General features: G+C 62.7%; 24 protein-coding genes. 10 read left to right on the top strand and 14 right to left on the bottom strand.

Translation table 11 applies throughout. The annotated features are described in order from the left end of the window. The first annotated feature begins 661 nt into the window (after positions 1-661). The 5 genes from ABMY26_RS33875 to ABMY26_RS33855 all read left to right on the top strand — a co-directional run bounded on the left by ABMY26_RS33875 (position 662) and on the right by ABMY26_RS33855 (position 8233). On the top strand, positions 662-1129 hold the full coding sequence (locus ABMY26_RS33875; RefSeq protein ID WP_372399839.1) for a MucR family transcriptional regulator: 468 nt from the start codon (positions 662-664) through the stop codon (positions 1127-1129). A 396-nt stretch (positions 1130-1525) separates the two neighbouring features. Continuing rightward, complete coding sequence (locus ABMY26_RS33870; protein WP_372399838.1) at positions 1526-2323, top strand: ImuA family protein; 798 nt, start codon at positions 1526-1528, stop codon at positions 2321-2323. Continuing rightward, the gene (locus tag ABMY26_RS33865; protein ID WP_372399837.1) at positions 2211-3788 is read left to right on the top strand and encodes a DNA polymerase Y family protein; all 1578 of its coding nucleotides are present in this window, start codon (positions 2211-2213) and stop codon (positions 3786-3788) included. The genes ABMY26_RS33870 and ABMY26_RS33865 overlap by 113 nt, the downstream gene beginning before the upstream one ends. Then, entirely contained in the window at positions 3785-7045 is a 3261-nt protein-coding gene (locus ABMY26_RS33860; protein ID WP_372399836.1) for an error-prone DNA polymerase, read from the top strand. The genes ABMY26_RS33865 and ABMY26_RS33860 overlap by 4 nt, the downstream gene beginning before the upstream one ends. Before the next feature lie 195 nt (positions 7046-7240). Continuing rightward, a complete protein-coding gene (locus tag ABMY26_RS33855; protein ID WP_372399835.1) occupies positions 7241-8233 on the top strand; it encodes a helix-turn-helix transcriptional regulator in 993 nt (330 codons plus the stop codon). 46 nt (positions 8234-8279) lie between these two features. Here ABMY26_RS33855 and ABMY26_RS33850 read toward each other — a convergent pair whose 3' ends face one another. The 5 genes from ABMY26_RS33850 to ABMY26_RS33830 form a co-directional block, all read right to left on the bottom strand. Beyond that, positions 8280-8543, bottom strand: a complete 264-nt coding sequence (locus ABMY26_RS33850; RefSeq protein WP_372399834.1) for a DUF3892 domain-containing protein — start codon at positions 8541-8543, stop codon at positions 8280-8282. Positions 8544-8594: 51 nt separating this feature from the next. Next, positions 8595-9149 (bottom strand): DedA family protein, encoded by a 555-nt coding sequence (locus tag ABMY26_RS33845; RefSeq protein ID WP_372400520.1) that lies wholly within the window; start codon positions 9147-9149, stop codon positions 8595-8597. A gap of 324 nt (positions 9150-9473) precedes the next feature. Further along, a complete protein-coding gene (locus ABMY26_RS33840; protein ID WP_372399833.1) occupies positions 9474-10442 on the bottom strand; it encodes a zinc metalloprotease HtpX in 969 nt (322 codons plus the stop codon). A gap of 330 nt (positions 10443-10772) precedes the next feature. After that, positions 10773-11270 (bottom strand): ferritin-like domain-containing protein, encoded by a 498-nt coding sequence (locus ABMY26_RS33835; protein ID WP_372399832.1) that lies wholly within the window; start codon positions 11268-11270, stop codon positions 10773-10775. 273 nt (positions 11271-11543) lie between these two features. Continuing rightward, a complete protein-coding gene (locus ABMY26_RS33830) occupies positions 11544-12578 on the bottom strand; it encodes an aldo/keto reductase (protein WP_372399830.1) in 1035 nt (344 codons plus the stop codon). A gap of 140 nt (positions 12579-12718) precedes the next feature. Here ABMY26_RS33830 and ABMY26_RS33825 point away from each other — a divergent pair, with 140 nt between their 5' ends. Continuing rightward, entirely contained in the window at positions 12719-13621 is a 903-nt protein-coding gene (locus ABMY26_RS33825) for a LysR family transcriptional regulator (RefSeq protein WP_372400519.1), read from the top strand. Positions 13622-13721: 100 nt separating this feature from the next. Here the strand turns inward: ABMY26_RS33825 and ABMY26_RS33820 are convergent, their stop codons facing one another. After that, complete coding sequence (locus tag ABMY26_RS33820; RefSeq protein WP_372399829.1) at positions 13722-14210, bottom strand: hypothetical protein; 489 nt, start codon at positions 14208-14210, stop codon at positions 13722-13724. A gap of 158 nt (positions 14211-14368) precedes the next feature. Here ABMY26_RS33820 and ABMY26_RS33815 point away from each other — a divergent pair, with 158 nt between their 5' ends. Further along, complete coding sequence (locus tag ABMY26_RS33815; RefSeq protein WP_372399828.1) at positions 14369-15112, top strand: GNAT family N-acetyltransferase; 744 nt, start codon at positions 14369-14371, stop codon at positions 15110-15112. Between the two features lie 17 nt (positions 15113-15129). Here ABMY26_RS33815 and ABMY26_RS33810 read toward each other — a convergent pair whose 3' ends face one another. Next, the gene (locus ABMY26_RS33810) at positions 15130-16200 is read right to left on the bottom strand and encodes an IS630 family transposase (protein WP_372399827.1); all 1071 of its coding nucleotides are present in this window, start codon (positions 16198-16200) and stop codon (positions 15130-15132) included. 131 nt (positions 16201-16331) lie between these two features. Between ABMY26_RS33810 and ABMY26_RS33805 the strand changes: the two genes are divergently transcribed. After that, positions 16332-17089 (top strand): IS5 family transposase gene (locus ABMY26_RS33805; protein ID WP_372399826.1). Its coding sequence is split into 2 segments (ribosomal slippage): positions 16332-16665 and positions 16665-17089, totalling 759 coding nucleotides; the frame shifts between segments, so codons are not numbered across the junction. Between the two features lie 70 nt (positions 17090-17159). On the opposite strand, the gene ABMY26_RS33800 is transcribed toward ABMY26_RS33805, so the two are convergent. The 7 genes from ABMY26_RS33800 to ABMY26_RS33770 all read right to left on the bottom strand — a co-directional run bounded on the left by ABMY26_RS33800 (position 17160) and on the right by ABMY26_RS33770 (position 23404). Next, positions 17160-17996, bottom strand: coding sequence for a hypothetical protein (locus ABMY26_RS33800; protein WP_372399825.1), 837 nt, complete (start codon positions 17994-17996; stop codon positions 17160-17162). After that, entirely contained in the window at positions 17996-18862 is an 867-nt protein-coding gene (locus tag ABMY26_RS33795; protein WP_372399824.1) for a hypothetical protein, read from the bottom strand. The genes ABMY26_RS33800 and ABMY26_RS33795 overlap by 1 nt, the downstream gene beginning before the upstream one ends. A gap of 101 nt (positions 18863-18963) precedes the next feature. Beyond that, positions 18964-19629, bottom strand: a complete 666-nt coding sequence (hxsA, locus tag ABMY26_RS33790) for a His-Xaa-Ser repeat protein HxsA (protein ID WP_372399823.1) — start codon at positions 19627-19629, stop codon at positions 18964-18966. Continuing rightward, positions 19626-20813, bottom strand: a complete 1188-nt coding sequence (hxsC, locus tag ABMY26_RS33785) for a His-Xaa-Ser system radical SAM maturase HxsC (RefSeq protein WP_372399822.1) — start codon at positions 20811-20813, stop codon at positions 19626-19628. The genes hxsA and hxsC overlap by 4 nt, the downstream gene beginning before the upstream one ends. Next, positions 20813-22321, bottom strand: a complete 1509-nt coding sequence (gene hxsB, locus ABMY26_RS33780; RefSeq protein WP_372399821.1) for a His-Xaa-Ser system radical SAM maturase HxsB — start codon at positions 22319-22321, stop codon at positions 20813-20815. Before hxsB ends, hxsC begins: the two co-directional genes overlap by 1 nt. Positions 22322-22330: 9 nt before the next feature. Then, on the bottom strand, positions 22331-22690 hold the full coding sequence (gene hxsD, locus ABMY26_RS33775) for a His-Xaa-Ser system protein HxsD (RefSeq protein WP_372399820.1): 360 nt from the start codon (positions 22688-22690) through the stop codon (positions 22331-22333). Positions 22691-22834: 144 nt separating this feature from the next. Beyond that, entirely contained in the window at positions 22835-23404 is a 570-nt protein-coding gene (locus tag ABMY26_RS33770) for a hypothetical protein (RefSeq protein ID WP_372399819.1), read from the bottom strand. Between the two features lie 353 nt (positions 23405-23757). Here ABMY26_RS33770 and ABMY26_RS33765 point away from each other — a divergent pair, with 353 nt between their 5' ends. Then, complete coding sequence (locus tag ABMY26_RS33765; protein WP_372399818.1) at positions 23758-24612, top strand: HNH endonuclease; 855 nt, start codon at positions 23758-23760, stop codon at positions 24610-24612. A 175-nt stretch (positions 24613-24787) separates the two neighbouring features. Then, on the top strand, positions 24788-25456 hold the full coding sequence (locus ABMY26_RS33760) for a hypothetical protein (protein ID WP_372399817.1): 669 nt from the start codon (positions 24788-24790) through the stop codon (positions 25454-25456). Positions 25457-25505 lie beyond the last annotated feature (49 nt).

Raw genomic sequence — 25505 nt, 5'->3', positions numbered from 1 at the left:
GCCCTGCGAAATCAGCCCGTACCGTCGTCAGGCTAGACGCGCATTTGTGATTAGCTCAGATTTTCTCGTGCTTCTTCAGTCACTTAGTCAGAGAAAACCGGTAGAATCATTGACTCTAAAGGACTTCCGGGCGCCCTCGGCCCCGTGCCGGAGCGCAATACCAGCTTGCCGATGACATGATTCCCGGTCTGCCACGACCGCTCGGGGAGCACCCCCCAGGAAGCTGGCAATAATCCCATTCGACGGCTGGCGCGCGAATGCCCCGCCTGCCTTTCCTCTATGCCAAGGCATGTCCGACGGGACGCGGCCGACGGAGGGCCATGCAGCCTTGCCGTACTGGTTGAGGGGAGCACGATTTCGCAGGCTCCGGACCGAATGACGTGAACCGTTGACTGGGGCTACATCTGAGATAGGTGACGCATAGCCCCCCTACGGGACGGTATGTAGAGGTGTTCTGGGACGGCTTGCTCGGCATAATTCCAACCTATATTGTCCCGGGAAATATTCGCTTCCGCATCGGCAAATAACCTCTTGCGCTTCTCTGCGGGCTGACCGACCATAGTTACATAGACGGTCTATTGGGGTGGCCGGTGAGCGTAATCCACTGAACCCCTCGTAGCCGTCCATACTAGGCGCAAACTCTCAGTACGGGATATCGATCATGGACCAGATCAACGAGAACACGCCAGCGCCGGGCGATCTTCTGGAGATGACGTCGGCGATCGTCACCGCCTACGTCGGCAGCAACCACGTGCAGGTGCAGGAACTCCCGGACCTGGTGAAGGCCGTTCACGCCGCCCTTGCGGGGGTCGGCAAGCCGGAGCACCGCGAACCCGAAGCGCCGCTGACCCCGGCCGTCCCGGTTAGGCGATCCATCACGCCCGACTACATCGTCTGCCTCGAGGACGGCAAGAAGCTGAAGATGCTGAAGCGTCACCTGCGGTCGACCTACGGCATGTCACCCGACGAGTACCGGGCCAAATGGGGCCTGCCGTCGGATTACCCGATGGTGGCGCCGAACTACGCGGAGAGCCGCAGCAAGCTGGCACTCCAGATCGGCCTGGGACGCACGAACGGCCGGAGGCGTGGACGGGGTGTGGACGGTCAGCTGGATCAGGAAGCCGCCTGAATCATGGGAGGCCAGCCGTCGAAAAGGCGGCTGGCCTCCGGCACACGCAGGCCAAGGCCCGATCAACGCAGCCCGTCTACCCCGGTGCAATGCCCGAGTCGCTCGATACCCGGCAACCCGTCAGCGATGTTCCGCGCGCCCTCTTCGCCTTGCATCCCCGCGTCAGCTGGCTCCCCCGCATCCACCGTGGACGCCCGTTCACCGGCTTCCTGCTCGAGATCTGGCGGTTCGCGCCGGGATTCTGCTCCTGAAGCTGCCTCCATGTTCATCCCAGTGATACGGGGAAGCCTGACGCCGTTGCCTGAAATATGGACGACACAGGCTTGGCCTTGACTCATGTCCGTCTTATGAGGAACAAAAAGGGAACATAATCCTCCCCGGCCTGTCCTAAGAGACATGTATCCTGATCAGCCCCCTCGACCTGCCCTTCAGGACCTGCGTAACCGCATCCGCCAGTTGGAGCGCGGCGGGCAGCGCGTCAAGCGCGTGCTGCCGTTCGGGTTCGCTGAGGTCGACGATCGGCTGCCAAGCGGCGGGCTGGCGTTGGGGGCCATGCACGAGGTGGCCGAGGGCGGAGACCTGGGCGTGATCCACGCTGCGGCGGCCACCCTGTTCGTCGCAGGCATCCTGTCCAGGATGACGGGACCGGTGCTCTGGTGCCTGCGGGCATCGGACCTGTTCGCCCCGGCGCTCTCCCAGGTCGGCCTTAACCCAAACCGGGTCATTTACGCCGAAGCTCCGGACGAGAGGATGCTGCCTCTGCTGGTCGAGGAAGGCCTGCACCACCGCGGGCTGGCAGCCGTGGTCGGCGAGCTCGCCAAGCTGCCCATGGTGGCGTCCAGACGCATGCAGATCGCGGCGGAGCACTCTGGGGTCACAGCCATCATCCTGCGCCGGTGGCGCAGCCCAGCCGCGGCAGCAGCCGAGGTGGGCCAGCCTACGGCCGCCGTCACCCGTTGGCGGATCTCGGCCCTGCCATCCAGCCCGCTGCCAGCGCCGGGTATCGGCCGAAGGCGATGGCGGGTGGAACTGGTGAGGTGTCGTGGCGGTGGGACCGGTGAGTGGGACATGGAGGGCTGTGATGAGGAGGGTCGTCTCGGTCTACTTGCCAACCTGGCCGACGGATCGGCTTCGCGCCAGGGCACGCTCGTCGAAGAACCGCCGCGGCAGGCTGGGCTCCGGATCGGCGCCTGACGCCGACGAGCCGCCCGACAAGCCCTTCGTCATCGCGTCGACCGGCGCCCAGCGCGTCATCACGGCCGTGGACATGGCCGCCCACAGGCTCGGCCTGCGCCGGGGTATCCCGCTCGCCCATGCGCGGGCAATGGTGCCGGACCTAACGGTTGCCGATGCGGCGGATCCCGAGGCCGACGCCGAAGGACTGCACCAGCTGGCTCTGTGGGCGCTACGTTACAGCCCGATGGTTGCCGTGGACCCGCCGGACGGCCTGTGGATCGACATCACCGGCGCCAGCCATCTGGTCGGCGGCGAGCGCCCGCTGCTCGATGACCTGGTCGGCCGCCTCGCCGGAATGGGCGTCGCCTCACGGGCCGCGGTCGCCGGTACGCCGGGCGCCGCCAATGCCATCGCGCGCTTCGGCCACTGCCCGGTGTGTATAGTCGACGATGCGCTGGAGGTCGTGTCCACCCTGCCGCTGGCCGCCCTGCGGCTGCCGCCAGAGATGGCCATGGAACTACGACGCCTGGGCTTCGAGACCATCGGTGACCTGGAGGCAACACCTCGCGCGCCGCTGGCCCATCGGTTCGGCTCGCTGCCTGGCCGACGGCTGGACCAAGTCTTCGGCCGCATCGCTGAGCCGATTGTGCCTGTCGTCGCAACCGAAGCCGTCCAGGCGCGCCGCAGCCTGGTCGAACCCATCAGCACGGCTGAGGCACTCCAGGCCGTCATCGTGGCGCTGGTGACGGACCTCAGCGAGCAGCTGGAGCAACGGGGGCTGGGCGCCAGAACGCTGGACCTGCTCTGGCATCGGGTTGACGGCACGATGCAGGCCATCCGGGTCGGAACGGCCAAGCCGGTCCGCAGCGCGGCGCACCTCATCCGTCTGTTGGCCGAGCGTGTCGATAAGGTCGACCCTGGGTTCGGCATTGAGGCTGCCATCTTGACGGCCACGCTTGCCGAGCCCCTGACGGCCGAGGAGGTCGGCCGCCTGCTCGCCGCCGGAGCCGATCTCGTGCCGACCGATGACACGGCCTCCATTGCCGGGCTGGTGGATGTCCTAGGCAACCGAATCGGCCATAACCGGCTTTATCGGTGCGCACCGGTGGAGAGCGATGTCCCCGAGCGGTCGGTTATACGCATCCCGGCCCTGGCACCGCCGGTGCCGACTGGCTGGCCGACGCAATGGCCACGGCCGGGACGGCTTTTGTCGCCGCCGGAGCCCATCGAGACGCTGGCCCTGATGCCTGATCACCCGCCGATGGCCTTCACCTGGCGGGGCGTGCGACGGCTCATCAAGCGAGCCGACGGCCCAGAGCGCATCCATGGCGAATGGTGGCGACGAGATCGCGAGACGGCGGCCGCGCGCGACTACTACGCCGTCGAGGACCATGCAGGCGAGCGCTTCTGGCTCTACAGGTCCTGGGAAGGATCCCCGGACATCGGTCCGATGCGGTGGTTCATCCATGGGCTGTTCGGATGACCGGGGCGGATTGTCGTCCTGGCTCCTCGAGCGCTGCATACGCGGAGCTCCAGGTGACCACCCACTTCAGCTTCCTGCGCGGCGCCTCATCCCCGGAGGAGTTGTTCGCGCAGGCCTCGGCTTTGGGCATCCCGGCACTCGGCATCGTCGACCGGCACTCGCTGGCGGGCATCGTGCGCGCCTATGAAGCGTCCCGGCAGACCGGCGTGCGGCTGGTGGTCGGCTGCCGGGTCGATCTGACCGACGGCACGGCCCTGCTGCTGTTCCCAATGAACAGGGCTGGCTATGGACGTCTCTGCCGCCTGTTGACCGTCGGCAAGGCCCGGGCTGGCAAAGGAGCCTGCGAACTCACCTGGGAGGATCTCCCCGGATGGGCTGAGGGATTGCTTGCTATCCTGGTGCCGGACAATGCGGATGAGCACTGCGCCCGGCAGCTGGAGCGCCTGCGCCGGATCTATCCCGGCCGCTGCTACATGGCGCTGACGCTCCGACGGCGGCCGGGAGATGCCATGCGCCTGCATCTTCTGACGGCAATGGCGGCCGCGCAGCGCGTGCCGACGGTGGCGACCAACGACGTCCTGTATCACGCGCCGGAGCGCCGGATCATGCAGGACGTCGTCACCTGCATCCGCGAGGGATGCACCATCGACGATGCCGGGTTCAAGAAGGAGCGCTTCGCCGACCGCCACCTCAAGCCACCAGCCGAGATGGCGCGCCTGTTCGCCAAATACCCGGAGGCGGTGGCTCGCACGCTGGAGATCGTCGACCGCTGCCGCCTCTGCCTGTCCGAACTCCAGTACCAATATCCCGAGGAGGTCTGTTCGCCCGGCCTGACGGCGCAGCAGTCGTTGGAGCAGCTGACCTGGTCGGCCGTTGCCGACCGCTATCCCGATGGCGTGCCGGAGAAGGTCCAGGCGGTGCTCCGGCATGAGTTGCGGCTCATCGGCCAGCTGGGATACTCGCCCTACTTCCTGACCGTCCACAGCATCGTCCGGTTCGCCCGGTCGCGCAGCATCCTGTGCCAGGGGCGGGGCTCGGCGGCGAACTCGGCCGTCTGCTATGTTCTGGGCATCACCAGCATCGATCCCGAGCGCCACAACCTCCTCTTCGAACGCTTCGTATCGGCCGAACGCAGAGAGCCGCCCGACATCGACGTCGACTTCGAGCACGATCGCCGCGAGATCGTGATCCAATGGATCTACGAGACCTACGGAAGGCACCGTGCCGCCCTGACCGCCGTGGTCAGCCGGTACCGGGCTCGTGGCGCCATCCGCGACGTCGGCAAGGTCATCGGGCTCACCGAGGACGTCACGGCCGCGCTGGCCGGACAGATATGGGCCTGGTCCGATGAAGGCGTCGACGAGCAGCACGCGGCCGAACTGAAGCTGAACCTGGAGGACCGGCGTCTCAGGCTGACCCTGGAGCTTGCCCGGCAGCTGATGGGCACACCACGGCACCTGTCGCAGCACCCGGGCGGTTTCGTGTTGACCCAAGACAGGCTCGACGAACTCGTTCCTATCGAGCCCGCCGCCATGGAGGACCGGCAGGTTATCGAATGGGACAAGGACGACATCGACGTCCTCCGCATCATGAAGGTCGACGTTCTCGGGCTCGGCATGCTTGGCTGCATGCGCAGGGCCTTCGAACTCCTGGAGGAGCACAAGGGCATCCGCATGGACTTGGCAGGAATCCCGGCCGAGGACCCGGCGACCTACGCGATGATCCGGCGGGCCGACACATTGGGCGTCTTCCAGATCGAATCCCGGGCTCAGATGGCCATGCTGCCGCGGATTAAGCCGGAGACCTTCTATGACTTGGTCATCGAGGTAGCCATCGTCCGACCTGGCCCGAACCAGGGCGACATGGTGCATCCGTACCTGCGCCGTCGCGAGGGACTGGAGCCGGTGGAATACCCGAAGCCCGAACTCGAGGCCGTGCTGGGGCCGACGCTGGGGGTGCCGCTTTTCCAGGAGCAGGCGATGCGGGTTGCCATCGAATGCGCGGGCTTCACCCCCGGCGAAGCCGACAAGTTGCGCAAGTCGATGGCCACCTTCAAGTTCACTGGCGGCGTCTCGGCCTTCCGCGACAAGCTGGTCAACGGCATGGTGGCGCGCGGGTACACCCAGGAGTTCGCGGAGGGTACCTTCAAGCAGCTGGAGGGCTTCGGCAGCTACGGCTTCCCGGAAAGCCACGCGGCCTCCTTCGCCCTGATCGCCTACGCCAGCAGCTGGATGAAATGCCACCATCCCGAGGTGTTCGCCTGCGCCCTGCTGAACGCGCAGCCCATGGGATTTTACGCGCCTGCCCAGATTGTCCGGGATGCGCGCGAGCATGGTGTTGAGATCCGGCCGGTCGACATCAACGCCTCACGCTGGGACTGCATCTTGGAGCCGATGGTGGACGGCAGACTAGCTGTCCGGCTCGGCTTCAGGATGGTCAAGGGGCTGGCCAACGCCGCCGCGGCCGGGATCGTCGCCGCCCGCGAGGATCGGCCTTATGGCAGCGTCGAGGACCTGTGGCGCCGGGCAGGTGTGCCGGTGGCGGCTCTTCGCCAGTTGGCGGCCGCCGATGCCTTCGCAGGCCTTGGCCTGAGGCGCCGGGAAGCGGTTTGGGCCATCCGGGCGCTCCGGGATGAAGCCCTGCCGCTCTTCGCGGCCGCCGGGGCCGAGCGGGAGGCCGATGAGCCGGAGGTCGCCCTCAGGCCCATGAGCGCGGGCAGCGAGGTGGTAGAGGACTACTCGACGACGGGCTTGAGCCTGCGCAGCCATCCGCTGTCGTTCCTGCGCCAGGATCTCCGCCGCCAGGGCATCATTCCCTGCACCGACCTCGCTCGCACGCGCGACGGACGCCGGGTCACGGTGTCCGGCTTGGTGCTGGTCAGGCAGCGGCCGGGAAGCGCCAATGGGGTTCTGTTCGTGACGATCGAGGACGAGACGGGCGTCGCCAACGTCATCATCTGGCGACAGCTGTTCGAGCAACAGCGCCGTGTCGTCCTGGGCGCCAGCATGATGGCGGTGAAGGGCCGCGTGCAGGTCGAGGGCGAGGTCATCCACCTGATTGCTGAACGGTTGACCGACCAGACGGACCTGCTGCGGTCCATCGGCAACCGAGGGGAACCGATGCCGCTGAAACAGTGCCGGACTGATGAGGTTGGAATGGTCGCGGCTAAGCCGCAGATGCCGCAGGCAAAGGAAATGTACGACCCCAACCTGCGGCTCGGGTCCGGTATCAAGCCACAGACGAGGGATTTTCGATAGGAGCCTCTCCTGACCCTTCATCGTTTAAGGCATCCACTCCATGAACCACATGGCAGCTTAGACGGGCATCGGTTTGGACCGGGCGAGATTCTAAGCACTTTTAGATACTCCCACCATGGAATTTCAACTTTATAGAATGCGCAATCCGGATTACTCGGTATAATTTTGAGAGGGAGACAGGGATCGAGGCGAAAAATGTCATATAGAAAGGCTAGCGATCTCGTAGAAATTGCTTCCCTGGCTGCTTCCAGCCGCGGCGTTAGCCTCCTTGATATTCAGAACAGATTGGGACGCCATCGACGCACGGCTCAAAGACTAATAGTAAAGCTAGAGGAAAAATTCCCTGAACTTGAGAAGATAGAAGATGACGACGGCCGCGCGCGATGGAAATTGCCACGCCGCTCTGTGATTCAGTTGCTGGAGCCCACTGCTGACGAACTGGCCGCACTCACGCTGGCTGTCGAACAACTCCGTCGTGACGGCGCGACGAGGGAAGCTCAGGCGATCCGGTCGTTGCAAGCCAAGATCCTGGCGCGGATCCCTGACGAACTTGGGCGGCGGCTTGAACCAGATGAGGAGGCTCTGCTTGTGGCAATGGGCCATGCTGCTCGCCCAGGTCCACGGCCGGTGAGCAACGATGCGGTCGATGCAGCAATCGCGACCGCTCTGAAAGGCCCCCAACATCTGCGGATCAAATATCGTTCGTGGTCTGACAACCAAGCGCGGGAACGAATTGTCGCACCCCATGGCCTCCTTCTTGGAGTGAGACGCTATTTGGTTGCCATTGATACTGCCAAATCAGATGAAGGCATAAAGCACTTTCGGGTTGAAGACATCGAAGAGGCCAGCGTCCTTCAGACTTCATTTTCAACGCAAAAAGGCTTCGTTCTCGACGAACACGCCAGTCTAGGTTTTGGATCCTATCAGAACAATGCCGAATTCTACGATGTAATTTGGCGGTTCCCACCTCGTTCTGCGAGTCGTGCTGCAAGATTCATTTTTCACCCACGACAAAAGACGAAGAAGGAAGAGGATGGATCTCTTCTTGTTACCTTCAGCGCATCAGGTCTCTTAGAAATGTGTTGGCATCTATACATGTGGGGCGATGCTGTTGAAGTAGTTTCTCCACTCGAACTTGCCAGAATGGTGGAAGGACATCGCCGAAATGACTTTGCCTCCTTGCCCTGAGTTTGCTTTGCCAACAGGCCGAGGCGTGTCGGCGCCTCGGCCGGGTTCAGCAATCAGGAAGGTCGTCGAGGTTATTCCGCGAGGTCGCGTCGCGGTCGGTGCGTAGGTATTTGCCGTTCTGCCCGTTGACGACGTGGATCTTCGTATCCGGTTGGTACGGCCACTGAACCCAATATTCGTGAAGTCCGTACTCGATGTCAGAAATCGCGTCCGACTTGCTGCGCGGCGACCAGATCTCTCCGCTGTTGCACAGCTTGGTGATATCGCCATTCCGGTCCTTACCGGTGGCCTTGACGTAGCGTTTCGCCATCTCACTTCTCCTTGACTGTAGTGCGAGGATGCGCTTGTCCATGGGCGGTCGTTACGTACTGCCCGGTGATGGCGCTTCGATAGTGCTCGCCTGAACTCCCGCTCGAACCTCTGGTCTCGTGCACCGTTGTATGTGGGCTTGCTTTGCCGTGCTTGGCAGTAACGAAGCGCCCGCTGATCGCGCTACGGTAGCTGCCACTGCCGCTTTTTCCTTTTCCCAAAGCCATCTCCATCGCTTACTGCCGTTGAATGACATTGGCTGGAGTGTGAAGCATGGGGGCGACAAAAGCTGTCGCATGGTCGTATGAAGTTTCCGACGGGACATCGCCTTCATCCCAGCCGTCGTCGACACCGACGCACGCAGCGGGCTGATGAAGTGCGCCAGGGACACGTTTTTGCTGCCGTGCCGGAGAAAGAAGGCTTCGCTACGGCCCCACAGGTCGGGATGCCTGCTGAGGGGCCATAGTCGGAACATGCGCTCGCCGTGGCTTCGGCCCAACCAGTAGGACGTGGCGCCTCCCAGGACGGCGACGCCCGCGATCGCCAGATAGACGGACCAAAAATCGAGAGCACCTGCGGCGACAAGCGCGCCGCTCGCGGTCAGCATGACGACGCCGGGAATGAGAAGGCCGACGAGTGTCAGCCCCTCCGCAAACACCATCAGGAAGATGATGACTTCAGCCCAGTCCGCATGCGTTTCGATAAGGCCGCGAGCGCGGCTCAGTGGGCCGTGAAATCTCGAATCCCCGTCAGCACGGTGCCTGTGCCCACGTCGTCTTGCACCTCAATGGGTGCTGGCAGCCGGGGCGGGGCCGGTGCAGGTCGATCATGACGAGGGCTGGGTTCTTTCAGGGTTCAATCACTTCACGCCCGGGCCCGACGTCATGGCCGCACTGTCCGGTTTATGGCGCGGGGACGAAAAGGATGGCGGTCAATGCCAAAGCCCGGACGCACGCCAGCGCGGTCGATGGGTGGGCGGCGCAAGGTGACCAGGGAGCGTGATCGACCGTGCCTCATAAGCCGGTCGCAGGGATGCAACCTGTCGAAGCGAGAGAAGGCGCTCGATACGCTCTTCGGTAGCCGGATGGGTGCGCAGCACGGACGGGTGGGGATTCCGCCTCCCGGGAAACAGCATGCGCTCCCAGAAACCGGGATCGTACCGCTGGAGCTTGGCCAGTGCGGAGGCCAAGCCCGCAGGGTCCCCGGTGATCGCAGCCGCGTCCAGGTCGGCGTCGAACTCCCGCGTTCGGGACAGGGTGAGTTGGATGAGCGTGTTGACGGTGGGTGCCCCAAGGAGCAGGGCAATCAACAGCCAGGGGAACTCGACCTGCTCCGCCAGCATCAACGGCAGGCTGAAGAACAGCAGGATAATGCCGCTGGTCGCCATAGCTCCCGTGACCCGGCTGATGATGTCGGCCAGCCCCATGATGAACAGGTCATGGTTCCGGACATGGCTCACCTCATGGGCCAGGACGCCGACGAGTTCGCGCAGGTTCATGACCCTCAAGAGGCCGTCCGTTAGGACGATGGCGCTGCTGCTCGCGGAGCCCACGGCGAACGCATTCGGCACCGGCGTCGCGAGATAATGCAGTTCGGGGATGGTGGGCAGCCCGGCCTGCCGGGCTAATACCGCGAGGCTCTCCTGGACCTCCGGGATCTCGGATCGACGAAGGCGGCGGGCGCCGTATAGCCTCAGGATGACCTGGGGCGAGATCGATGGGGTGAATGCCAGCGCCGTTCCTATGAAGATGATGACCCACAGGATCCCTACCGGTCCGAAGAGCAACCAGCCGATGGCTGCGGCGAGAAGAGTCAGGCCTCCAACCAGCAGGATGGACTGCACCACGTTTCGGAGCTTGTGTCGACGAAGCTCCTGTTCATTGAGGTGGAGCGCGTACATGGTTGCCCGTCTTCCGGGTTTGCTATGCATGCAGATTTCGGGAAAGGCCCGCCATCCGATCAAGACAGCATGGCATCGTTTCGGCCTGTTCAACGAACGAGGCCTCGGCCCAAGTTACCCCTGGAGTCGTCACGTCGCTGCAAAATTGCAGGACATCGGCAGGAGGATGTCTGCGCGGCCGGGCGCATCACAGAGAGCGTGGATTATGGTCATCCGGCCACCGCGAGACGGACTGATCGGCTACGCGCGCACCTTTTCGCCGCCCTGCGCTGAGCGAGGCACCATGGTGGCAAGCGGCGGCCGCGCATCAGCACAGCCGCCGCCGAGCCGTCACGCCGCCTTGAAGGCGCGCTGATTGACCTCGCCCTCGGCAAGCTGGGTCAGCTTTTCATCTGTTGCCTTCTCCTCGCTGAGTGTCTCATCGAGCAGCTTGGCGATGTCCGACATCCCACATGTCTCCGCCAGCGTCCTAAGGGATCCATAGCTGGCAATCTCGTAATGCTCGACCTTCTGGGCGGCCATGATCAGGGCGACATCGAGAACCTCCGGCGAGAGGCCCTGGGCCATGATCTCCTCGGCCTCCTCGATCAGCCCCTGGGTTGCCTCGCAGGTGTTGCCCGCGGGGTCGGCCTGGAGGATCTGGAAAATCTGCTCCAAGCGCTTCACCTGCCCATCCGTCTCCTGGAGGTGGGTCTGAAATGCCTGCTTCAGCTGAGGAGATGACGCCGCGTCCGCCATCGCGGGCAGTGCCTCGAGGATCTGGGTTTCGGAACTGTATGCGTCCTGAAGCTCCTCGATGAGGAGATCCTTCAATGCTTCTTTGGACATGGGGGTGCTCCTGACGACTGTTTTCGGTAAAGGCGGTTGGCGAGGGCGCCCCAACCTCAACAGGGATGCAGCGCGTTCCTTGCGGGCAGAACCTCGGATTGGCCGTCCGTACAGCACGCACCAGTTGATCGCCATGACTGGACTGCGGGCTTCGGTGACCATCGGTGCGCTGCTGTTGGCGGCCGGAGAGCATCCGCACTGGATGTGCATCGCGGGGTCTGTGCTTGTCGGCACCGTTCCGACGGAAGACGCCGCCAGGAGCATCCCAATACCTTAGACGGGCATCGGATTGAGCCGGGCGAACCCCTCCTGCGTGCGGTACGGGTAATAGGGATAGGCAGGCATCACGTCGCTGGCCGCGTCGAGACGCGCGATCTGACCGGGTTCGAGTTTCCAGCCAACGGCACCCAGGTTGTCCCGCAACTGCGCCTCGTTGCGGGCGCCGATGATCACCGAGGAGACGGTCGGCCGCGTGAGCAGCCAAGCGATGGCCACTTGGGGAACGCTGCGCCCGGTCTCGGCCGCCACGGCGTCCAGCGCGTCAACGATGCGGTAGAGGCGCTCCTCTTCGACAGGTGGCCCCCACTGTGCAGTGTCGTGGAGGCGGCTACCCTGGGGGATTGGCTGACCACGGCGGATCTTGCCGGTCAGCCTGCCCCAGCCGAGCGGACTCCAGACGAGCGCTCCGACCTTCTGGTCGAGGCCAAGGGGCATCAACTCCCATTCGTAGTCACGCCCGGTCAGCGAATAGTAGACCTGATGCACGACATGGCGCGGCCAGCCATGGCGGTCGGCGATGGCGAGCGACTTCATCAGCTGCCAGCCCGCGAAGTTCGAGGCGCCGACATGGCGCACCTTCCCGGCATGGACGAGCGTGTCCAGCGTGTGCAGCACCTCCTCCACCGGGGTGAAGGCGTCGAAGGCGTGCAGCTGGAGCAAGTCGATGTAATCCGTCCCGAGCCGCCGGAGCGCCGCCTCCACGGCGCCGATCAGCCGGTGACGGGAGACGCCTGCATCGTTCGGCCCGTCGCCCATGGGCAACCCGGTCTTGGTCGAGATCAGCACCTTGTCGCGCCGCCCACGGATGGCGGCGCCGAGCACCTCTTCCGAGCCGCCGTCCGAATAGACGTCGGCGGTGTCGAAGAGCGTGACCCCGGCGTCGAGGCAGATGTCGACCAGCCGCCGGGCATCCTCGACGTCGCTGGTCCCCCAAGCCGAGAACAGCGGCCCCTTGCCGCCGAAGGTGCCGGTCCCAAAGCTGAGCGCGGGCACCTTGAGGCCCGAGGCGCCGAGTGTCCGGTACTCCATGTCTTGTCCTTTCGTGATCGAGGCTGTGGCGGTAGGCGATGGGGGCAGCCGCCTGCCAAGGATATAGCCGACGGAGCATCTGTGAATTAGGCTGCCGCCAGTCTCAGGACTTGTGACGCGGGGTCATCATTGTGACGCGGATGGATGTCAACCGGGCGGCCGAGATGGAGGTCTTCGCGCGGATCGTCGATCTCGGCGGATTCACCGCGGCGGCCCGTGCCTGCGGCCTTACGCCATCGGGCGTCAGCAAGCTGATCACGCGGTTGGAAACACGGCTGGGCACGCGGCTGATCCACCGGTCGACGCGACGTCTCAGCCTGACGCCGGAAGGTCAGGCCTTCCATGCCCGCGCAGTGCGGATCCTGGGAGAGATGGAGGAGGCCGAGCGGGAGGCCTCGGCCGGTGCGGTGCCGCGTGGACACCTGCGCGTCAACAGCAACGTCCCGTTCGGCATGAGCTACCTGATACCGCTGGTGTCCGAGTTCCTGGCCACCCATCCCGGCGTCACCATCGACCTCGTGCTGTCGGATGCGGTGGTCGACCTGATGGAGGAGCGGGCCGACGTCGCGATCCGTACTGGGCCGCTGCGAAATTCCAGCTTGATGATCCGCAAGCTGGGCAGCACCCGCATGGTCGTGGTCGCCTCTCCCGCCTACCTGGAGCAGCATGGAACACCGAGACACCTTGGTGACCTTGCCAGCCACAGGGGAATCGGCTGGACCTTCCCGCGGACCATCGGCGGCTGGCCCTTCCGGACCGACAACGGGATCGAGGAGCAAATGCCGCCTATCATCGCACGAGCGAGCGACGGGGAGGCCGCGCGCCTGCTCGCGCTGGGTGGCGTCGGGTTGGCGCGACTGGCACATTTCCAGGTGGACGCCGACATCGCTTCTGGTGCGCTGATGCCGGTGCTGGAGGATGTGCATCCCGGCGGCAGCGAGGACATCCATGCCGTCTATCTGGGAGGTCCAAGCCCCCTGCCTGCCCGCGTACGAGCATTCTTAGATTTTATTGGTAGCCGATGCCATCGTCCCAGCGCCTAGGATACATCCTGCCGCTGTTCTTGCCCGCCACCGGTACTCTTGCTTGCCGCTTGACCGGAAACATAGCGCCGGGAATCGTCTGTGGATTGGCACCCGACGCTCAGCCCGCGGAGCCAGGGCGGCGCAGCTTGGTCCAGCTGAGGATGATGCGTCCCGAGCACTGCCCCTTGACCCGCTTGCCGTTCCGCATCACCACCTCGGCACCAAGTCGCGCCTTCACACGGGCGCCAACCCGCTTGTTGATTCGGCCCTTGTGGGAGTTGTGCGATCCGTGGGGATCGCCGCCAACCGCCCGCGTGTAGAGCGGCAGATAGTTGTTCTCGACCTCCTCGAACACGTCGGAAGTGACGTCCTCGCCCCACGTATCTTCGGCTTCAACGCGGTCGATTATGGCCTCGATCTGGTCGAGCAGGTCGAGTTCGGCCAGGGCCCGCTCGCGCTCCTCCCCCGTCAGGCGCTTCGCGATGAACTCGGTGACGATCCGACTGGCCGCCTCCGGCGGTGCCATCTTCAAATCGGCGGCGAACAGCGTCAGTCCGGCCATGATGTCGGACGACAGTGTCGTGATGACTTGTTGGACTTCAGTCATGTCAGTCTCCTACATTGCCTGACTAATTCAGCCTAGTAATTTATTTGGCTGAGGGCAAACCCTTTTTTGACGGCACGTAGACCCGCCAAGCTGCGGAGTCTACGGCACTGTGCTATTCGTTCGGGTAACGACCGAGGGGTGGGGCGATGGACATTAGAATGGCGACCGAGGTCGATCTGGCTGAAGCCGAGCGGTGGCTGAAGGCGGAGTACGAGGACGCCGGGGAAGGCTTCTGGTGTAACTGGCGCATAATCGCGAAGGGGCAGAACGAGGGAAACCTGTACGTCGCGGTCGACGACAGCACGGACCTCCCGATCGCCCTGCTCCTAAACGGCCGCATCGGTCCCGATATTCTATCGGTGCGCGTCGACCATCGCGGCCGCGGCGCTGGGCGCAGGTTGGCCGAGTTCGCGATCGCCCTGCTCCGCGAGCAGGACGCATGCGTGGTCGAGATCGAATGCGCTCCACGCACGTCGATCCCGTTCTGGCGCCGAATGGGGTTCACACCGTACGCCGGGAACCGCGCGTACATGCTCCTCGGCAAGAGCTCCCGGTTGCCGCAAGGCGCACCCGCGGCGGACGTGCGGATTGCCTTTTACCCGGAGTCCGCCAAATGGCAGAAGGACGTGGAGCCGCTTATGGTCGCCACGCCACAGGCAGTGCGAGAGTCTGTCGTCTCTCTCGGCTTGGCCGAGCGTGTGGTCCTCTTCACCGGGGAACGTCCGGACGCAGTGGATCTCGTCGTATCCATCACGGTGGATGGGACCGAGTTGTACCGGGGCAAGGCCAAGTATCCCGAAGCGGGTGCTCTCGGGGTCATTCGTGACAGCTACGTCTTTTACATCGACGAGATTGTTGTTACCGAGGAAGAGATTGCGGCCGCACGTGCCAGGGCGGCCTGATGCGCTAGTGCACTGACTCATTCAGAAGGTGCAGGCAAACGGCTGATTTTATCGAGGATGTCCTCGGCTGGCTTGGTCCAGACGAAGGGCTTGGATGCCCTGTTATGCTCGCGGATGTAGCGGGTGATGGCGTCCTGGAGATCGGCCACGGACTTGAACACGCCGCGCCGGATGCTCCGGCGGGTGATGATGGAGAAGAAGCCCTCGACGGCGTTGATCCAGGATGCCGAGGTCGGCGTGAAGTGGAAGACCCATCGTGGATGATTGGCCAACCATTCCAGCACCTTGGGATGCTTGTGGGTGGCGTAGTTGTCGACGATGGCGTGGATCACCTTGCCGACCGGCACCACGCGCTCGACGGCGTTGAGGAACTTGATGAACTCCTTGTGGGTGTGCTTGGGCAGGCAGCGCCCGACCACAGTGCCGTCCAGGGTATTCAGCGCGGCGAACAGCGTGGTGGTGCCGTTGCGCTTGTAATCGTGCGTCATCGTCCCGCACTTGCCGGGCTTCAGCGGTAAACCCGGCTGGGTGCGGTCAAGTGCCTGGATCTGGCTCTTCTCGTCGATGGACAGCACCACCGCATGGCACGGCGGGTCCATGTAGAGGCCGACGATGTCCTCCACCTTGGCCGCAAACGCCGGATCGTCGGAGCGCTTGAAGGTGCGCAGCCGATGGGGCTGGAGGCGGTTGGCCTCCCAGATGCGCTGAACGGCACGCAGGCTGATGCCGATGATCTTGGCCACAGCTCGACCGGTCCAGTGGGTGACGGCGCCGGGCGGTTCCGAACACGTCAGCGCCAGCACCTTGGCCACGGTTGTGGTCGGCAGAGGCGCTCGGCCGGGCTTGCGTGTCTTGTCGCGCAGCAGGCCATCGACGCCTTGTTCAGCATAGCGCACCTGCCACCGCCAAACCGCCGGGCGGCTGACGTCGGCCCGACGGGCCACCTCCAGCACGGGCAGCCGCTCGCCCGAAAGCAGGACGATGTTCGCCCGTTGCGCATGTTTCTGCGGGCGATTGCGGTCGGCGAGGATCGCGGCCAAACGCGCACGATCCTCCGCTCCAATGATGACGCTGACGGTCTGGGCCATGCCGACAGAATCGCACGTCAGAAGCCCGCTGTGAATCTTATGTCTGTGTCAGTGCACTAGGATCCGGACCCATAAAGAGCCTTTCTGCCAGTGAGCCGTTGTGATTCAACGCCCTGGAAAGGGGCTATGCGATGAGCGACGGTCAGTTCTGGTTGACGGTGGAGCAGTTCGGACGGTTTGAGCCGCACCTTCCGCGCAACACCCGCGGCAAGCCGCGCGTGGATGATCGTCGTGTGATCAGCGGAATCGTCCATGTGCTGAAGTCGGGTGGGCGCTGGGCGGATGCTCCACCGGTCTACGACCCCCGCAAGACGCTCTACAACCGCTTCGTCCGCTGGGCGGCCAAGGGCATGTGGGAAGACATCTTCCATGCGTTGGCAGCGGCAGGTGGCCCACCGGCCCAGGTGATGATCGGCGCCACGGCGGTCCGCGCCCATCGGTCGGCGAGCGGCGCCAAAGGGGGGAGCGCGCCCAGGCCATCGGACAGTCCCGTGGCGGACGAACCACCAAAATCCATGCCCTGAGCGATCCGCGTGGGCGGCCACTCGCCTTCCTGCTGAAGGGAGGACAGGTCGCCGATTGCACCGCCGCCGACCGTCTGCTCGACCGGATGCCTGCCACCCATCTCCTGCACGGTGACAAGGGCTACGACAGCGCCGCCATCCGCCGCAAGATCAAGGAGGCGGGCGCTGCGCCCAACATCCCGCCGCGCGCCAACAAGCGCTGGAAAAACTGTTTCTCCCCCTACCTCTACCGGAACCGAAACGTCATCGAGCGCATGTTCGGACGCCTCAAGGATTTCCGGCGCATCGCCACACGCTATGACCGATCCGCAACCAACTTCATGGCCGCCGTCCACATCGCTGCAACCGTCGCATACTGGTTATGAGTCCGGACCCTAGCGCATCCAATCCCATTATCAATTATCGCCCACCCCATCCATAGCAAACGCTTATAGACTACTGCGGGCCTGTGAGGAACATTCTGTAATCTTCATTCAAGCGTCGTTCGTGTCGATGATATAGACCACTGGAGAATAACGGCATTGCCTCCACTGCGGAATTGTATTCTGAAAACAATAACATAAGATGATTAATTGAAGGTTCCGACTTTTTCTGAACCTGGATTTTATCTATAACTCTCTGTGTGGCAATACGAGCTTCCTGGTAACCGATAGCCGATCCAAGAAAATCGGCGGACAGTAGGCTTGCCAACACCACCATCAATATCCGCGCACCAAGCTGCAAATCAGATGATGATAGGATCACTATTGCAAAAAACAACGCCGCGATCATTAAGATAATCGCGCCAAAAAATAACAACCAAGACTCTCTTGCTGCATATTTCGCAAGATTCGTAGTCCATATTGCACTTTCTTCCATCATTTCGATAAATCTATGCGTCCCAGGCAATTTATTACTAGAAAAGTATTCTGGGTCGATCAGACGCTTTGCTTCATCTCGAGATGCAGTGCCTTCTCGAGCGAGTTCCAGTAGTTCAGCCCCTGAAATCTGAAGCCCGAGCCCGATAACCAGCATAGTTGTACGACGAAGCCGTTCCGCATGAGATCGAGAGCTCGACAATTCGCGCGATAAGTAGAACCAAAACGCCGAAAGAATGAGTGCTATAATAGTAATGGTAAAGAGCAAAACATCAGAAGACATGGGAATTGTTATAGCGCCAAGAAATGCCATTATAAGCTGCGTCACAATAATTCTTGCCCTGAGCCGGGAAGCATGATTGAATTCAGCCTTCTGACATCCAACCAAATTTACAATACCGTCATTTTGTTCCATCAGTAGCGCCCCGGAAAATTTCCAAAATAGAACTTATCCCACCATTCGAATGCCTCACTTATACGACCTTCTCTATCCGCCTCAATTGCTTTTTCTGCCCGAGAGATAGCCGTATTTATTTTTGACAGAGCCGATAGCTTTAGAGCTTCACTGCAAGGCGCTATATCGTCGCCCAATTTGAGCGGATCACTCATCGGCGAGAGGCCTGTTTCTTGGATGTATCGAAGAGATCTCAACACATCATGAGGGTACAGCACATGTGTCTCAGAAGACAGATACTCGGACACTCTCATGTCAATGTAAACACTTCGTATCTTAGCATCAGAGTAACGATTCCAGAGCTTCACCAGCCGGATAACCTGCTTAGCCTTCTTTGACAATCTATCATTCTGTGTATTGGTATAGCTTTTCAACCCTTCTGGGCTAGATCGCATCCAGCCTCCCAGCCGATTAGGCATATCATATACACGATATCCAAGGGTTTGATTTTGATAAAGAAAGTCTACCGGGGTAATTTCGTGTCGCTCCCACTTTTCAGTCCCAAAAGCCACCGACACAGCTGGGCTGTCAACATAGACAGATGTGTTTGGAAATCTCTTTGCAAGAGCCTGACACAACTCTCTCAAAGTTGCAGAGGAGTCATTTTTTAATTTTTCACGCGGTATTACTGCAAAATAATCAACATCGCTGTAACCGCGCAGGCTCGTTCCGTGACCGAAGGAACCTGTGCGGAAGAAATTATTCATTCCAAAATTAGACTTTAAGCATAACTCGATGCTCGCCCTATGTGAGGCAGCCTTTGTTGTTTCAGTTTCACTTGGTACAACCCATTTGATAAGAAGATCGAATGCTTCGTCAATCGTCATTGGCATGCCAACCTCACCTATAGAATTGCACTAAACATCACAATACTCTTATCATCACAACGCGCGGCGCTTTACTGATTTTTCTTTAAACATCTTTATCTCTACCCTGAAATTCCTAATCTCGACAACGTCACATTATCCATCACCCCCGTGACTGCCAGTCCTTCAGCCCGCTGGAAGGCCCGCAGCGCCTCCTTTGTCCCCGGTCCCATCCTCCCGTCTATCTTGCCCTTGCCCTTGTAGTAACCGAGCCTCATGAGCTCGACCTGCACCCGCATTGTCATCGCGATGGCGTCCTGCTGGCTCGCCCGAGGCGCCGCTGTTGTTCCAGACGAGTTCGAGCCAGCGGCCGGTGTGGACGGCTGGTAAGGAGCAGTCGTTTTCGACGGGCTGGACCAGGACGGTGTCGTCACCGTCGAGGGCGCGTTGTAGACCGGCGCCGGTGGTGGAGGAGGCGGGGGCGAATAGACGGGCGCCGAATAGGATGGTGATGTGTACCCGCCCGCGCTCGAATAATGCGACCGATGGCTGCTGTGGCTCCGATGGCTGGAATGGCTGCGATGACCGATGTAGATCTCCGGACCTTCCATCCGGTTCGGCATCACGAACGTCAGCGGCTGAAGCCGGGTGTTCGACGGGTGCGCCTCGGGCAACAGGACCGGCAGCGGCCCTGCCTGCGCAGGCGACCAGATGCTCGACAGGGTGGCCGCCGTCGGGGCTGTCCAGCCCAGCACCTGCTTCAGGTAGTCGGTCCAGTTCTTCTTCATTCCGCTGCCTCTTCGAACCTGAATGCCTTGATGCCTCGGCTTCGCCATGCCGGGCCATGCGACGCGAAGAACCCGCAGCAGCGCGGCCGCATCGAGCACCCATCGCAAGCCGGGTCGTAGATGTTCTTCCAATCGGAGATGCTCTGACGCGCCAACGGCCAAGCGGCCTCGGGCAGGACGCAGAGCGGGACGTTGTAGATCGACGTCGTGATGCCGCGGTCCTGGAGGTGCCAAGCCGCATCGGCCAGCGCCGGGCCATAGTCCACCGGGTCGACCCACAACAGGTCCCGGTTCACCTTGGCGAAGCCGATCGGCTCCAGCCCCATGAAGGCGACATGGCTGACGAACGGCATGTTCCGCCAGATGAACTCCGCGAAGCGCTGCATGCGCGGCAGGGTCTGCGCGTGCACGACGAAGCGGATCTCGATCGCGTGCCCGCGTTCAGCCAGATTGTAGATGCCGTTGATCGTCGCGTCAAAGGCGCCCACCGCCTGGACGACATGGTCATGGCGAGACGGCACATCAGCGTAAAGCGGGATTGCCCAGGTCGCGCACCCGGCTGCCTCATGGACGCTGTCGGCCAGGACCGGGTCGGCGAAGTTGCGCCCGTTGGTCAGGATGTGCAGGCCGGTTCGCGGCAGCGCCACCTTACAGACGCGGATGAGCTCCGGCAGCAGCGGGCCGAGCAGCGTCGGCTCGCCGCCGGTGAAACCCAGTTGCGGCAGATCGCGGTCGATGAGTGGGATGAGTTCCAGGAGCTCCCCCACGCGCCAGAGGTCGTCCTCGTCGCGCGGCGGCTGGCTGCACATCAGGCAGCGGCTGTTGCATTGCTCGGTCAGGAACAGGGAATTCGCATTCGCCCCGCGCCGGTAGAGCACGCTCAGCTGCCCGCTGTCCGGCCGCACCCGAATGACGTCGCCGGGATTCACGACGTCGGTATTGCTCAGGCCGCAGATGACCGGCAGGACATCGTCTGGGCACCTTTCGGTGGCACCCGGCCGCATCACCGCGGCGAAGCCCAGGTCGCGCAGCACGCCGGTGTCAACGTCGATACCGTCATCCAGGTGCACGGCGACCTGCTCATGAGGCACGTCTCCCCGCAACGCCTCGGCGAGGTCCAGGACCTTCAGCAGCGGCCGGGACAGGTCGCCCGAGATCACCGCCCGTGTGTGCAGCGGAAGCATCAGGCGGCCTCCGCGTCCGGCAGGCGCCAAACCGGCCGCTGGGTCACCCAGGACGTGAAGGTCCTCATGACGTGCGGGTCGGCATCGGCCAGGTAGCGGAACAGAATCCGGAACAGGCCAGTGTGCTTGACGCAGTGGGCGTTCGTTGGCCGATGGCCGACGGGGTCACCCTCGCGCGCCAAGTTGAAGACCGGGTCAGCGCCGCAGTAAGGCAGGAAGGCGCAATCGGAGCAGCCGGGCAGCGCCTCGGCGACGCCGGTGGCGAGCAGCAGCTGCATGCCCTCGGACCGCATCAGGTCGGCATGGCTGTCGTTGACGGTGCCGAGCCGCAGGCTATGGTCGCCCATCTCCGCCAGCATCCGACCTTCATCGGAGGCGTAGACGCCGCCGTCGTAATTGTAGACCCGGGCACCCAGACCGGCACCTGTCGGCGACCGTAGGTCGACGTAGCCGGTCGGAAACGGCGTCAGGATATGGCTGAGGAGGAAGCCCGTGTACGCTTCCTGGATCGCAACGCCCTTGCGGTTGAGCTCGAGGATATAGGCCAGCGCCCGTTCGTAGAAGGGCAGGAACTCCTCCATCCCGTAGCCGATCCGCTGCGCCGCCTTGGCGGCGAAACCGAACGGGCTGAGGGGCCGCAGGAAGATGGACGGAAACCCAAGGCGGACATATTCGTCCACGATGGCCTCGGGGTACTTCAGGCTCTCACGGGTGAGCGTCGTCAGGGCCGAGAGGCTGCGCTCGCCCAGAGCCTCCCGGACGCGGCCGATACCGTCCAGGGTGCGCCGGTGGGACTCCCGGCCGGGCCGGGGCCGGTTGGCATCGTGCAAGGTCTCGGGACCGTCCAGCGAGGTGGAAAGCTGGAAATCGTGGCGCCGGAGGAACTCCAGCACCTCGCCGTCGGCTTGGTGCAGGGTCGACGTCATCGAGTAGGTGATGGAGCGACCCTCGACCCGATTGCGCTCCTCGATCGCTTCCACGATCTGCCGGATGCGCGGGAACGCAAGAAGGGGTTCGCCACCCTGGAACTCGACCGTCAGGGACGGCGATGGCGTCTGGAACATCAGGTCGATGGCCGCGGCAGCCGTCTCGGCCGACATGTCGAAGCGTGCTTGGTCGGCCGTTTGCCTGGAGACTTGGCAATATCGGCAGCTGTGGTCGCATCTGAGCGTCACCACGAACACGTGAAGGGCCGGTCCACCTTTCAGAAAGGACTTCCGGGTCCGGTACTTCGCGGCGATCATCCTGAGGGTGGTCGAGGGATCGCCCTCGACCAGGAAGTGCTTCCCCTGAAGGTCCGCAAAGGCATCGGTGGCAGGGTTCAACGTCCCGGCCGCGAAAGCCCTGAAGTCTGCCTCTTCCAGGAACTCGAACTCGCCGACCTCGGACGTAACCAGCACCTTTCCGCCGACGCCAGGGATGCGCGCGAACCGGAAGGGCATCAGTTGGTAGCCCGGTTCCTTCGGACGAAAGTCAGCCAGCGGTGCAAAGGGGAGACGCCCTGCCAACCCGGCCCCCTACCGCTTCGCCGGTGCGGGTGCGCTGGCCTCGGCCAGGGCCGCGGAGACGATGGCTTCGCGGACGGCTCGTGTCTTCTCCTCGATGCTGGCGCGCAGACCGAAGTCGATCAGCGCGTTTCCGAACTCGCCCCTGATGGCATCCGGGTCAGCCGATGGGGCCTTGAGCCTGAAGCCGACCAAGATACGCGCGCCCTCCTCTGACTCGAGCCAGCAGTGGCACCGGTCGGTGAAGGCGTAGCAGGTGCGGAGGACAACTTCCCTGGGGAAGATCGCCGTGTCTACCGACACCGTGAAATCGAACGGGAACGCCGCGCCCTGCGGGACATCCGATGGTTGGGTGACGACGGAGGCTGGCATGGCTGAGAACCGTAGCTGGCGCACTATCCATTAGAGGTAGTCCAGCCTGTCAAAGCACAGACCCAGTTTCAACCTATTTTTGAGAGATTATTCGTGCCTATGTAACTTATGAGAGCATACCAGGGTATGTGCAAAGCTCAGCCTTCAGTTGGTCGGAGGAAAGAGCACCCCGGCCAGAAGCTCGTCGAAGAACTCGGCATGTGGCTCCGGCAAGGTGCCCACGACCCAGTAGGCGAAGGCATCGCAGTACCACTCCTCGGCGATGGCGTTGTGGTTGGACAGGAGCTTTCGCGATACCGGATCGGCGAGCCACCCGAGGTGGTTCATCCGGCGCAGAAAATCAGCGTGCCCGGCCTCGATACGATGGCGCGTCGCGCCGGGGCTGGATTCCCGGGCTTCCAGAAGTTCGAGGACGAAATGGGCGTATTCATGCAGGATGACGAAGGCGACTTCCCACTCGGGGGCGGTCTCTTGCTGCGCCAGTTCGGCAAGCCAAGCCAGGTTCAGCCGGACGTTGGCCGTGCCCTTGCTGTGCAGTCCGATCGCAGCGCCCGGCCGATGAAGCTCCTCAATGAAATAGCTGACGCCGCACGGCGGCAGGCCGCCCAGGCCCTTGGCATCCAACAGGCGGTTGGCCAGCGCTGCCGCGGGCGCGACGAATTCGTCAGCCACCTGCGACTGCTCGATGAACTGCGCCGACGGCAAGAACCGCATATCATGTCTCCATTCCCCGTCGAAGACAGATGGGGACGAGCAGGAGCCCACTCTATGGGGTTGCCCATCCATACGCTTCTTTGCAGGCGGCCCTCGGGGTCACCCATGGACCTGAGGCATTTTGGTTGCATGGCTTCTGCACACGGCGTGCATGACTGTGGCGCGGATCTTAGAGAGCCCTTTAACTTCGAGGTCGCCAAAAGGAACCGATGCTCTAGCGATGCCCAGGTCGGTTGCAGTATATTTCCGGCGCATGGCTTAGGGGGGATGTTTCTTGTTCCCTAATACTCGGATTCAATTGAGAGTGTTTTCACGGAAGACGGTAGGAAACAATAAGGGCTAACGGAAAACATATGCCGCTTCTCTATTATTGGCGTGGCGACAACTACGCTCGCGATCTCGACTTTGGCACCGCCTATCACTTGAACCAAGCAAACCCACTGCTCCACGAGATTGATCTCGGCGACAGTCTTTGGGCCTTCACCCGGCGACGGGACGGCGTCTACGTGCTGGTAGCCGAACTGGTCGCGTCCGCGAAGACGCTGAACCCCAAGGGCTACCGGTATGGTCCCTACCGGTTCTGGGGCGACCTGCGGCAATCCCGGTATTTCCGGGCCGACGGCCAGCCGGATGTCACGATGCTGATCCGCAGCCTGTCCATCCGGGCCGGTGGCGACGTGCTTGGCCGGGCTTTCCAGGGACATGCCGCCGTTCGCCGGATTTCGGAAGCCGATCACCAGCTGCTGACTGCCTATGCAACCAAGCTCCCACGCGAGCCGCGTGCGCGGCTGGTCCCCGAGGAACGACTTGAAGCCCTTCTGCTCGCCGGGGATGAGGAAGCCGTGGCTGTGCTCATGCGCGACGAGGAACCGGGCTTGGCCGAGGAGCGGCGACGCTACCTGACGACAGAGGCCGTCCGGCGCGATCGGCAGCATGTGGAGGCCCTGCGCGACCTGTACGATGGCAGGTGCCAGATCTGCGAATGGGCGCCCCGGGCGCGGTACGGTGCCGACATCTGCGAGGGGCACCATGTGCGCTGGCTCAGCCGCGGGGGCGATGATGCGCTGGCCAACATGGTGCTGATCTGCCCAAACCATCACAGGGCCATCCACAGGGTTGACGCTCCTTTCGATTTCGCGGCCGGTGGTTTCCTCCTAGGCGAAGGAATCGAGTGGCTGTCGCTGAACCGGCACGAGATCGCCGCGTAAGTCATTCACTCCGATGCCAAACCAATTTCGCTTCCGCCCTGCCCTCCCAACAGCGGGAAAGGCGCGTCGTCGGCTGTCCGCATCGACGTCGGATTTATCTCTCGAGACACTTGCGATCCGGAGTCCGAGCCCCGTACGCTATGTAAGCTGCTTACATACTGTGTAGGAACCTCTGATGCACCATTTCACCGAAGCTGCCGATCCAACCGTCGCCCTCGCCGACCGGAAGAACATGGTCAATGGTCTGCCCAAGACCATGCGGGAAGCCTTTGATGCCGCGCATGAGCATTCCGAGAGCGAGTTCGCCATCCGCTTTCGACGCGATCCGGATCATGGCGATCCGCTCGACGTGGACACCTGCTGGAGGCTTTTCATCGTTGAACTCGAGATGATCGAGGACAATGCCGCCGAGAACTTCGGTGAGCCTGGTGGGGAGTACGAGCACCGCATGATGGAAGCCCTCCTCGATCATTACCGCGAGATGCACGAGGAGGCGCGCCGCGAGTACATCACCGCCTTCCTGGATGAGGCGGGACTGACGCAGAAGGCTTTCGCGAGGATCCTGGGCTACACCGAGCACACGGTGATGGCCTGGAAGAAGGGCGCCTTCTCGAACAGGGACGCGGAGGTCCCAGATTGGCTGGTGGTCTGGTGCGGGATGTGGCTGGAGACGCCGGAGGAACTCCGCCGCCGGATCACCGAGCAGGCGACGAACGACCGGTGGGAACCGGAGCATAATAAGGTCTCACGAAGCTGGCTCGGGCGGTGGAGCGAGCTACTCGTGTCCCTCCCGACCGACATCCAGAAAGAAATGATGAAGCACATCCGGATGATCGTCGACTGACCGGCCCGGTCGCTTGCCTGCGGCCGAGCAACGCTTTCCCATCTGCTGA

The organism is Azospirillum sp. HJ39 (genome assembly GCF_041507355.1).
Classification (GTDB): Bacteria; Pseudomonadota; Alphaproteobacteria; order Azospirillales; family Azospirillaceae; genus Azospirillum; species Azospirillum thiophilum.
The sequence above is the reverse complement of the archived record's forward strand: the minus strand, read 5'-3'. Positions and strand labels throughout refer to the sequence as shown.

What these genes read in the sequence shown, in the direction of transcription:
- ABMY26_RS33875 (WP_372399839.1), top strand. Translation starts at nt 662, where the DNA reads ATGGACCAGATCAACGAGAACACGCCAGCGCCGGGCGATCTTCTGGAG.
- ABMY26_RS33870 (WP_372399838.1), top strand. Translation starts at nt 1,526, where the DNA reads ATGTATCCTGATCAGCCCCCTCGACCTGCCCTTCAGGACCTGCGTAAC.
- ABMY26_RS33865 (WP_372399837.1), top strand. Translation starts at nt 2,211, where the DNA reads ATGAGGAGGGTCGTCTCGGTCTACTTGCCAACCTGGCCGACGGATCGG.
- ABMY26_RS33860 (WP_372399836.1), top strand. Translation starts at nt 3,785, where the DNA reads ATGACCGGGGCGGATTGTCGTCCTGGCTCCTCGAGCGCTGCATACGCG.
- ABMY26_RS33855 (WP_372399835.1), top strand. Translation starts at nt 7,241, where the DNA reads ATGTCATATAGAAAGGCTAGCGATCTCGTAGAAATTGCTTCCCTGGCT.
- ABMY26_RS33850 (WP_372399834.1), bottom strand. Translation starts at nt 8,543, where the DNA reads ATGGCGAAACGCTACGTCAAGGCCACCGGTAAGGACCGGAATGGCGAT.
- ABMY26_RS33845 (WP_372400520.1), bottom strand. Translation starts at nt 9,149, where the DNA reads ATGCTGACCGCGAGCGGCGCGCTTGTCGCCGCAGGTGCTCTCGATTTT.
- ABMY26_RS33840 (WP_372399833.1), bottom strand. Translation starts at nt 10,442, where the DNA reads ATGTACGCGCTCCACCTCAATGAACAGGAGCTTCGTCGACACAAGCTC.
- ABMY26_RS33835 (WP_372399832.1), bottom strand. Translation starts at nt 11,270, where the DNA reads ATGTCCAAAGAAGCATTGAAGGATCTCCTCATCGAGGAGCTTCAGGAC.
- ABMY26_RS33830 (WP_372399830.1), bottom strand. Translation starts at nt 12,578, where the DNA reads ATGGAGTACCGGACACTCGGCGCCTCGGGCCTCAAGGTGCCCGCGCTC.
- ABMY26_RS33825 (WP_372400519.1), top strand. Translation starts at nt 12,719, where the DNA reads ATGGATGTCAACCGGGCGGCCGAGATGGAGGTCTTCGCGCGGATCGTC.
- ABMY26_RS33820 (WP_372399829.1), bottom strand. Translation starts at nt 14,210, where the DNA reads ATGACTGAAGTCCAACAAGTCATCACGACACTGTCGTCCGACATCATG.
- ABMY26_RS33815 (WP_372399828.1), top strand. Translation starts at nt 14,369, where the DNA reads ATGGCGACCGAGGTCGATCTGGCTGAAGCCGAGCGGTGGCTGAAGGCG.
- ABMY26_RS33810 (WP_372399827.1), bottom strand. Translation starts at nt 16,200, where the DNA reads ATGGCCCAGACCGTCAGCGTCATCATTGGAGCGGAGGATCGTGCGCGT.
- ABMY26_RS33800 (WP_372399825.1), bottom strand. Translation starts at nt 17,996, where the DNA reads ATGGAACAAAATGACGGTATTGTAAATTTGGTTGGATGTCAGAAGGCT.
- ABMY26_RS33795 (WP_372399824.1), bottom strand. Translation starts at nt 18,862, where the DNA reads ATGACGATTGACGAAGCATTCGATCTTCTTATCAAATGGGTTGTACCA.
- hxsA (WP_372399823.1), bottom strand. Translation starts at nt 19,629, where the DNA reads ATGAAGAAGAACTGGACCGACTACCTGAAGCAGGTGCTGGGCTGGACA.
- hxsC (WP_372399822.1), bottom strand. Translation starts at nt 20,813, where the DNA reads ATGCTTCCGCTGCACACACGGGCGGTGATCTCGGGCGACCTGTCCCGG.
- hxsD (WP_372399820.1), bottom strand. Translation starts at nt 22,690, where the DNA reads ATGCCAGCCTCCGTCGTCACCCAACCATCGGATGTCCCGCAGGGCGCG.
- ABMY26_RS33770 (WP_372399819.1), bottom strand. Translation starts at nt 23,404, where the DNA reads ATGCGGTTCTTGCCGTCGGCGCAGTTCATCGAGCAGTCGCAGGTGGCT.
- ABMY26_RS33765 (WP_372399818.1), top strand. Translation starts at nt 23,758, where the DNA reads ATGCCGCTTCTCTATTATTGGCGTGGCGACAACTACGCTCGCGATCTC.
- ABMY26_RS33760 (WP_372399817.1), top strand. Translation starts at nt 24,788, where the DNA reads ATGCACCATTTCACCGAAGCTGCCGATCCAACCGTCGCCCTCGCCGAC.